Below are 9351 nucleotides of genomic sequence, written 5' to 3'. Positions count from 1 at the left end.
AATTTACGTATATTAAGTATTTGTAGAAAGATTTTTATTATTCAGTATAATTTTAGCTATCAACTTGGAACCCTATAGAATATGAAAAGCAAATAAAAATCAGGAGTTCTATTTATTTGTTATAAGGATATGATATGAAAGGTGATTATAATGAGTGAAAGAATATTAGAAGTTAAAAACTTAAAAAAATATTATGGTAAAAAAGATTCTGTAACTAAGGCTTTAGATGGAATAAACTTTCAAGTAATAAATGGTGAATTTATTGGCATCATGGGCAGTAGTGGTTCAGGAAAAACAACGTTACTTAATTGCATTGCAACTACAACTCATCCTACAGAAGGAAATATTTTATTAAATGGTGAGAATGTAGAAAAATTTAAAGGTAACAAATTAGCTAAGTATAGAGGAAATAAAATAGGATATCTATTTCAAAATTTCGAATTACTAGAAAATTTAACAGCAAGGGAAAATATATTACTACCAATGGCTATTCATAATAAATTACAGGATAATAATAAGGTAGAAGTAGAAAAATTAGCAGAATATATGGAGATAAAAGATATATTAGACAAATTTCCAAATGAAATTTCAGGAGGACAAAAACAGCGTGTAGCTGCTGCAAGAGCTTTAATTTTAAACCCACAAATTATTTTAGCTGATGAGCCAACAGGAGCATTAGATTCTAAAAATGCAAAAGCCTTAATGCAAAAACTAGCTGATTTAAATGAAGAAGAAAAATCAACCATCTTAATGGTTACACATGATGCAAATGTAGCTAGCTTTTGTTCAAGGATTTTATTTATACAAGACGGAAAACTTTTTCATGAGTTAAGGTATAAAAAATTAGAGGAATCTAGACAAGCGTTTTATGAAAGAATACTTCTAGTTATGGCACAACTAGGAGGTGGAAGTGCAAATGTTTTATGATTTAGTTAAAAGAAATAGTAAAAGAAATCGAAAAGAAAATGGGTTGTTCTTTGTATCGTTAATAGTGTCTATAGTTGCATTTTATATTATTTTATCTCTTGAAAAGCAAGATGTTATTATATTTTTAAAGACTATGGAAAGTCAGGCTTTGGAAAAGTTGTTTTTATTGATTCCAGTTTTATATGGATTATCTTTATTTATCTTATTCTTTCTTGTATATTTTGCAGGTAAATATCAGCTAGAAAGAAGAAACAGGGAACTTGGAATGTACTTAATGCTTGGTATGAAACGCAGTAAATTAGTATTAATGCTTTTTGTAGAAGAGTTATGGAACAGTATATTGTCATTAGCAATTGGTATTCCAGTAGCAGTTTTTATATCAGAAGTTATTAGTTTAGTGACAGCTAAAATAGTAGGGCTAGGCATAATAGGACATAGCTTTACCTTTTCAATTTCAGCTGTTATTGGGACTATTGTTGGCTATTTTATTATTAGATTTGTAGCAATTATTATTTTAAGTGGTAAATTTTCAAGAAAAGAGGTTATAGAATTACTTTCAGATTCCCAATCAGAAAAGAAAAGAAAAATTAACAAGGTAGTTGTTACAATTAAGTTGTTATTAGGAAGTATTTTACTTGCAGTAGCATTTACCATTGCAATAACGGAAATATCATGGTCGAGTTTAAAGTTCTTTGGAATAACAGTAATACTAGGTCTTAGTGGAATGTTCCTATTACTTCAAGGAATAGGAGTTTTGTTTGAAATAATACTTAAAAAGAAAACTAACAGAAATGAATTGAAAATGTTTACCTTTAGGCAATTGCAAGAATCAGTATTTCTAAAACCAAATACTATGGCTATTTCATCAATATTAGTTTTAATGACAATTACTTGCTTTGCATATGGCATATCAGTTGGATTCTTATTTAATTCAAAGGAACCACATATTATTGATTATACCTTTCAAGCAGATGAGGAAGAAGTAAAGTCTTTAATAAACAAGTTAGATTTAAATAAATATATTGATGGTTTTTATGATATGAGAATTGGAATGTTATATAGTGACACTTTTTCACCAGAAGGCTTAATAAAAGCTGTAGAAAATCAAAAAGATGGTAAAGAAAAGGATATTTTATTAAATAACCTTCAAGTATTTGATTCACCATATTTAATTTCAGTAGATTCATATAATGAAATTTTAGAATTACAAGGTAAAGCTCCTATAGAATTAAAGAATAATGAAGTAGCGCTTTATGAAAATCCCAAGTTTAAAATTGGTGATATAATGGAAAGTGTTTTAAAGGAAAAACCTTCTTTATACTTAGATGGTGAAGAATATATCATAGGAGAAAAATACTATTCTGATAGTATTGTAACAGATAGGTTAATTACTATAAGTAGAGGGTTAATAGTATCTGAAGAAGTTTTTAACAAATACACAAGACCAAATAATGTAAATACTTATTGGAATGTAACTTTAAATAAGGGATTTGTTAGAGAAAAGGGATTAATGCAAGCTATTAGTTATGTTAATGAAAAACTTGATACTACTGAAATAAGTTATGAAAGTTATCTTCAAAATATAGGAAGAGAATTATTTTTCACAGTATCAGCAAGCTATACAACTATTTACTTAGCAGTTATTTTTCTTATAATAGCCAATACAGTTATGGGAGTACAGTTCTTAATGCATCAAGAAAAAACAAAAAAAAGGTATTTATCATTAACTTACCTTGGTGCAAGCTATGAGATGTTATGCAAATCTGCAAGAAATCAAATTACTTGGTATTTTTCACTACCAATAATAGTTGCAGCTATAAATAGCATATTTTCAGTAAGAGCATTATTTACAGGTCTTATGCCAACAACAATGAAAGAGCAGGTTAGTAAACTAATGATAATTGCAATTCCTATTATTGTGCTAATATGTATGGTAGAATTATTTTATATGCACTTTGTAAAGAAAATTAGTGATAAGAGCATTCTAAAACTTATGGATGTTAAGAGAGAAGATAATTAGAGGTGATAATAGTGAAGAAGATTGTAATTGTAGAAGATGAGCTTTTTATGAGAGAAGAGCTTCAGTATATTTTAGAGAAGGAAGGATATGATACCTTTTCTATAATTAAATTTTCTAATGTGGTAGATAAGATTATATCTGCTTCACCAGACCTTGTATTATTAGACTTAAACTTACCAGAAATATCTGGCTTTGAAGTATGTAAAGGAATTAGAAATAAAAGTAATGTTCCAATACTTGTTTTAACAGGGCGTGATCAAATGAAGGATGAGTTACATGCCCTTGATATTGGCGCAGATGAATATATAAACAAGCCTTGTCATAAAGAACGTTTGTTAGCAAGAATAACTAATTTGCTTCGTCGTTTAGAGGATAGAATGCATTTTGTAGAAATAAAGGATGTTAGCTTAGATTTACAAACGTATACAATAAACATTAAAGGGAAGGTTGCTATCTTACCTGAAAATCAAGGGAAGATAATGGAATTACTACTTGAGAATTATAAGGAGCTTGTTACTAAGAAAATGTTATTAAATAAGCTTTGGGGTACAACAAAATATATTGATGAAAATGCCCTTCATGTAAATATGACAAGGCTAAAGAAATCTTTACATAAATTAGATACTAATTATAAGATAAATACAATTAGAGGAAAGGGGTATTCCTTAGAGCCTATAGGAGAAAACAATGATTAAAAAGATAAGAGGAATATTAATAAAAAATAGACTTTGGATCATTGTTATACTTATATTAAATTTTATATTTGGTGGACTGTTGTGGCTTAGCAATGATAAGGCTTTTCGTTATATTTTTCCTACAATGATAATTGGGTCAATGATTTTGTATTGTGCTATAGCATTTATTCTGTATAAAAATGATTTAAAAAGAGAAGATGCAATTTATAACTATTTAAATGAACCTACTATAAATAATGAAAATCAAATTATAAAGTTATTTAATCATGAAGAAGCTAATGTAATTAGAAAAATAGGTGGAATTTTAAGAGAAAATCAAAGTACTATAAACACTTATAAGCAAGGAATAGATGAATACGAGGAATACGTAGAAGCTTGGGCACATGAAATAAAAACGCCATTAGGATTAATGACCTTTGTGTTAGATAATAGAAAAGATGAAATATCACAAGTAGCATATAAGAGATTGCAATATGTAAGAACTAAAATGCAAGAAGATATAGAAAGAATGCTATATTATGCAAGACTAAAATCTACTTGTAAAGATTATTTTTTAAAAGAACTTTCATTAAATGATAGTTGTGCAGAAGTAATTGAAGAATATAAAGTGATATTACAGGAAAAAGGTATAGACGTAAGTTTAAATGTTGGTGACTGCAAGGTTGTATCTGATAAACGAGGTATGCAATTTATAATAAGACAAATAATTAGCAATGCAATTAAGTACACAGATGTCGAAGAAACTGAGGCAAAAATAGTTATTACTTCAGTTGAAAATGAGAAATACATAAAGCTAAATATAAGAGACAATGGAATTGGAGTTAAACCTTATGATTTACCATTTATATTTGAAAAAGGTTTTACTGGTATGATTGGGGAACAAAGAAAAAATTCTACAGGAATGGGCTTATATCTAGCAAAACAAGTATCAGAAGGATTAAAAATAAAGCTAGAGTTAAATGAGAAATATACTGAAGGTTTTCAAATTGCATTGATATTTCTTAAGATTATTGATTTATAAGTATAGAAAAAACACTTAATTAATGAAAGTTATAGTTTTAAAAGTGGATTTTATAAAATACCGTACTATTCTAAAGTGAATATGCGGTATTTTTTATATCATAATTCGATTAAATGATGAAGTAATTAATAAAAAGTGTTATTTGAAAATTAGATAGTTTGGTATTTACAAAATATGTTATGATTGAATCATGATAATATGAAGGTTTTAAATAAAAATTATTTTTATGAGATATACAAATAAACAGAAACTTGGAGGTTAATCATGAAAAAGTGGTATGATGAGGAGTACGAATTTGAAATTGAGGTAACTGGGTTTCTTCGCAGTGACCATACAGAGCGATACTGCCGAAACGGAGAGGAAGTCGGGGACAAGTATACCTGCACTTATGGCTGTCCCATAAATGCAGATGGACAAGGTATCTGTTCTAAGGTCATGATGATTATGTTCCCAATCATGGAGTCGGTCAGAAGTGGCGGAGATTTAGAGAACATTGGAGGCGATGGCAAATATAGCAAAGACATTGTATGTCCAGATGGCTGCGTCATGTTCAGGCTGACGGCAAAGAAACTTGGCAATGAGAATTTTTATAAGGGTAAGTTTTTTGATTAGTTTTTATTGTGCTTAGTTTGAAGAAAATGTGAAATGAAAATTATTTATTTTATATAGTGGGGGATACTTTGTTGGAAATTCTTAAACTAGATTTAAGGTATTGTAATGCTCTTGCCAATATATGTACATTACAGGAAGTATTCAAAAATATAATCCACGGTCTAAAAAGATGTGTGAAAAATGTGTTTCCATTTTTAAAGAAGGTTAATATATATGATATACAACATTCAAGTTATGGGAATAACTTTTATCTAATTTTATAATTGAAAAATAAATAGTTTCTTAAAATACCGTACTATTCTAAACTAAATATGCGGTGTTTTTTATTTCATAATTCAATTAAATGACACAGTAATTAATAAAAAGTGTTTTTAAAGATTACATAATACAAGTTTGAAAAATATGTTATAATTAATTAATAATGGTAATGAATGCGTTTAGAAGGGAGGATATTGTTATGGATTATGGTACAATTTTACTTTTTATTATCATAGGAATATATTTTATAATTAAATTTAGTAAAGATAAAAAGAGTTTTAATTTACTTATAGTTATGATGGCTATTACAGGAATTTTTTATAGAAAATCTTTTGGCATATATAGTAATGTAGGTGGAACATCACAAACAATCATTAATATAATATATTGGACTTCTTTATTGATTTTATTGGCAGTTTATTTTATTAATGAAAAGAGTAAGAGAAAAAAAGCAATTCAGTAACCTTTGAAGTTAGTTTAGTATACAACGGAAATAAAAATATCTGAAATATGTGGCCAGTAGGGTATAATATTCACATTTAGCAACTAAACTATAAAATTAAATAAATTATTAGAAATACCGTACTATTCTAAACTGAATATGCGGTATTTTTATGTCACAATTTAAATAAAATATAAAGTAAAATGTTGTTTAAAAATCTCCACAAAATATGTAACGATTTTTGAAAATATGAATATGAATAATGATATTTAAAAACTGAATAACTTGGTGTTAAAAAGTGAGAAAAGCTTATATTTATTAGTAAAATAACCATTGATTAACATGAGTGTGTGATATAATTACTAATAGTTAAGTTATGGCAATGTTAAAAGGAGCGTTAAAATTATGAAAAATAAGCCCAATAGACTAATTTATTCTGAGGAATATGTATGCATTAATGGAATTGAGCAATATTTATTTCATTCTGGTACAAATTATAATAATCCAGTAATGTTATTTTTACATGGTGGTCCAGGAAGTGCAGAATCATTATTTGCATATATGTTTCAAGAAAAATGGGAAGACGTTTTTACAGTAGTTCATTGGGATCAACGTGGAACTGGAAAGACTCTTACAAAGAATAAAGATAAGTACCCTACAATTGAAGTGATGATAAAAGACCTATTTGAAGTTGTTCAATATTTAAAGAAGAAATATAATAGGGAAAAAATAATAATACTTGGTCATTCTTGGGGAAGTGCTTTAGGTAGTATATTTATAAAACAATACCCAGAAGAAGTAGCTTATTATATTGGAGTTGGGCAAGTTATCAATATGATTGAAAATGAGCGAGTTGGTTATGAAAAAGCTAAGGAGTTAATTATACAGTGTAACGATGAAAAAGATTTAAAAAAGCTGAAAGCTTTAGGGGAATATCCAGGGGACAAATTTGACGATAATTTTATGAAGAAGTGTATGAACATACGTAAAATTCAGGGAAAATATAATTTAGCTGTAAATCTAAGTTTTTCTATGCTTATATCTGTATTTAAAAGTCCTATTTTAAAGTTTTCTGATATTTCTGCAGCAATTAAAGGGAGCAAAGCAAATAAAGATTTGTTGGCATTTCTATTTCAGTTCGATTTAAATTCTGAATCTAAAGAATATAAAGTGCCAATGTATTATATTCTAGGTGAAAATGATTGGCAAACCCCTTATGTTATTGCTGAAAAATACTTTAAAAAAATGAATGCACCGTATAAAAAATTATATTTAATACCTAGTGCTGGACATATGACGATGATAGATCAACCTGATTTATTTTTTGATGCTTTGATAGACATTAATAATAAAGAAAAGACTAATGTAGATTTATATTAATAAATTTAATTTAAATAATTTTAAAAGTTTTAATGATTTTATATTTACAAAATATGCTACCTTTGTTAAAGGCATAAATGGGAATTTGAAAAGGAGAAAAAATGGTTTTATTAGTTATCGATACGCAAAAATTAATAACAAATGAAAAATTATATAAATTTGATATGTTTGTATCTAATGTTAAAAAAATAATAAATCAGGCTAGGTTAAATAATATTGAAGTAATATATGTACGTCATGATGATGGGATAGGAAATGAGCTAACAAAAGGAAATGATGGGTTCGAGATATATGAAAAATTTAAACCAATAAATGAAGAAAAAATATTTGATAAAGTTGTTAATAGTGCATTTAAGGGGACAGGCTTATTAGAATATTTAATAGACAAAGGTGAAGAAAATATAATCATTGTAGGATTGCAAACAGATTATTGTATTGATGCTACTATAAAATGTGGATTTGAACATGGATTTAATATTGTAGTTCCAGCATATGCAAATACAACAGTAGATAATAAATTTATGTCAGCGGAGCAGAGTTATAAGTATTACAATGAATTTATGTGGAATGGTAGATATGCAGAGTGTATTTCAGTGAATGAAACACTTGAAATAATGAAATAGTAGTACTTTAAAAACTAAATAATTCGGTGTTTATCAAACAGGTTATAATTAATTTAGAATAGTATTAAAAGGTTAAAAAAGTCTTATAAAGTGAGGTGAGCAATAATTAATAATAAAAAAGTAATTGAGTTATCGTCTAAAATTCTAACTGTAGTTTCTATAATTTCTATTGTATTAATCGTATGTAATATAGCAATGGATATTATCTTTGTTAAATCAATTGATTATGGTAATATTATTCCTTTAATCATATTGTATATTTTTTGTAGGTATTTTAGAGAGAATTCATCAAAAAATAGTAACACTGATTAGCAGTACTTCTATATATAAAATTATTTTAAAGTTATTGAATAAATTCAAGTGGGAGCTTGTTTCTCTATAAAATTAACAAGGAACCTTTAAAGTAATTATTGAAAGGTTCCTTGTTATTAAAGAATTATTAAATTAAAATTTAAATAATAAAAATTTTCCTTTACCATAGTTCTTCCCAACTTAAAGCGCAATCAACTTGATTATTATTACTAGAAGTTGCCTGAAGAGTTAAAGTTTCACCAGGAGCAAGGAAGATATTTAATGAAGTTAAATTTAATTGGGCACCTAAGTTTATTGGAACTTCAAAAGTAAATATTTGTATTCCACCGGTAGCGGAAGTTTGCGTTGTAGAATATTGGATAACACTAGTATTTGCATTGATTGGAGTATAGGAAAGTGTAGTTCCAAAAGTAGCATTTCTAATCAATTTAAAATTAACAGCTTTAGCTCCATCAACACTAGTAGAAACAAAATCTAAACGTATTCGAGTTCTATTGACTTTACTTACAAAAGTTGAAGTATTTAATAAAGTTAAAACATTTTGGTTTGTTGGTGTAGTTAATGCAACTGAATTAGAAACAGAATTTCTAGTAATTATTGCTTGAGAAAAGCCATCACCTTCACAAAATGCCATTGCAGATGTTGTTTTTAATACTATATTAGACGTATTACCACTATTAACAACTTTAGCTGTTAAAGGAAAATTAGGATTATAAACAGATGGCACTATAGCTGTATTAGGATATTCAATTCTATGAACTAATATAGGTTGACCAGTTGTTGTTGAAGTAACATAATAGTTTATTACGCCAAATCCAAGCCATTGAAATTGAATTGTATATACATTACCCTTTGTAGGATCAAGTGTCATACCAGAAGGTCCAGTACCATCCATTGTATCTACATTCCAATTGGTTTGTGAAATCCAATTTGAGGTACCATTTTGTATACGTAGAATTGAAAAGTCAGTACCATTATATCCATCTATAATAGTGCAAAAATACTTGAATAATTTTACAACTGAATAAAATAAAAAACATTTATGATAAATCCTTGTTATA

At 27.4% G+C, this 9351-nt stretch carries 9 protein-coding genes and 1 pseudogene; 9 read left to right on the top strand and 1 reads right to left on the bottom strand.

The window, feature by feature from the left end; genetic code table 11:
- The first annotated feature begins 150 nt into the window (after positions 1-150).
- The 9 genes from AZI32_RS16435 (at position 151) to AZI32_RS16395 (ending at position 7978) form a co-directional block, all read left to right on the top strand.
- Entirely contained in the window at positions 151-927 is a 777-nt protein-coding gene (locus tag AZI32_RS16435) for an ABC transporter ATP-binding protein (RefSeq protein WP_061996970.1), read from the top strand.
- Positions 917-2947 (top strand): ABC transporter permease, encoded by a 2031-nt coding sequence (locus AZI32_RS16430; protein WP_061996968.1) that lies wholly within the window; start codon positions 917-919, stop codon positions 2945-2947. Before AZI32_RS16435 ends, AZI32_RS16430 begins: the two co-directional genes overlap by 11 nt.
- A gap of 11 nt (positions 2948-2958) precedes the next feature.
- Entirely contained in the window at positions 2959-3642 is a 684-nt protein-coding gene (locus tag AZI32_RS16425) for a response regulator transcription factor (RefSeq protein ID WP_061996966.1), read from the top strand.
- Positions 3635-4663, top strand: coding sequence for a sensor histidine kinase (locus tag AZI32_RS16420; protein WP_061996964.1), 1029 nt, complete (start codon positions 3635-3637; stop codon positions 4661-4663). Before AZI32_RS16425 ends, AZI32_RS16420 begins: the two co-directional genes overlap by 8 nt.
- Positions 4664-4927: 264 nt before the next feature.
- Positions 4928-5275, top strand: coding sequence for a TIGR04076 family protein (locus tag AZI32_RS16415; protein ID WP_010291815.1), 348 nt, complete (start codon positions 4928-4930; stop codon positions 5273-5275).
- Between the two features lie 71 nt (positions 5276-5346).
- Complete coding sequence (locus tag AZI32_RS16410; RefSeq protein WP_010291814.1) at positions 5347-5538, top strand: hypothetical protein; 192 nt, start codon at positions 5347-5349, stop codon at positions 5536-5538.
- A 194-nt stretch (positions 5539-5732) separates the two neighbouring features.
- On the top strand, positions 5733-5996 hold the full coding sequence (locus tag AZI32_RS16405; protein WP_010291812.1) for a hypothetical protein: 264 nt from the start codon (positions 5733-5735) through the stop codon (positions 5994-5996).
- Between the two features lie 384 nt (positions 5997-6380).
- On the top strand, positions 6381-7355 hold the full coding sequence (locus tag AZI32_RS16400) for an alpha/beta hydrolase (protein ID WP_061996962.1): 975 nt from the start codon (positions 6381-6383) through the stop codon (positions 7353-7355).
- Positions 7356-7456: 101 nt separating this feature from the next.
- Positions 7457-7978, top strand: coding sequence for a cysteine hydrolase family protein (locus AZI32_RS16395; protein ID WP_061996960.1), 522 nt, complete (start codon positions 7457-7459; stop codon positions 7976-7978).
- A 472-nt stretch (positions 7979-8450) separates the two neighbouring features.
- Here AZI32_RS16395 and AZI32_RS18625 read toward each other — a convergent pair.
- Positions 8451-9351, bottom strand: a pseudogene (locus AZI32_RS18625) (hypothetical protein); the annotation flags it as partial.

Source organism: Clostridium sp. ATCC 25772 (genome assembly GCF_001573875.1).
Classification (GTDB): domain Bacteria; phylum Bacillota; class Clostridia; order Clostridiales; family Clostridiaceae; genus Clostridium_J; species Clostridium_J senegalense.
Note: the sequence above shows the minus strand (reverse complement) of the source record. Positions and strands in the feature narration are given on the sequence as shown.

Excerpts from the sequence above, each read along its gene's own strand:
- AZI32_RS16435 (WP_061996970.1), top strand. The coding sequence starts at position 151 with ATGAGTGAAAGAATATTAGAAGTTAAAAACTTAAAAAAATATTATGGT.
- AZI32_RS16430 (WP_061996968.1), top strand. The coding sequence starts at position 917 with ATGTTTTATGATTTAGTTAAAAGAAATAGTAAAAGAAATCGAAAAGAA.
- AZI32_RS16420 (WP_061996964.1), top strand. The coding sequence starts at position 3,635 with ATGATTAAAAAGATAAGAGGAATATTAATAAAAAATAGACTTTGGATC.
- AZI32_RS16415 (WP_010291815.1), top strand. The coding sequence starts at position 4,928 with ATGAAAAAGTGGTATGATGAGGAGTACGAATTTGAAATTGAGGTAACT.
- AZI32_RS16405 (WP_010291812.1), top strand. The coding sequence starts at position 5,733 with ATGGATTATGGTACAATTTTACTTTTTATTATCATAGGAATATATTTT.
- AZI32_RS16400 (WP_061996962.1), top strand. The coding sequence starts at position 6,381 with ATGAAAAATAAGCCCAATAGACTAATTTATTCTGAGGAATATGTATGC.
- AZI32_RS16395 (WP_061996960.1), top strand. The coding sequence starts at position 7,457 with ATGGTTTTATTAGTTATCGATACGCAAAAATTAATAACAAATGAAAAA.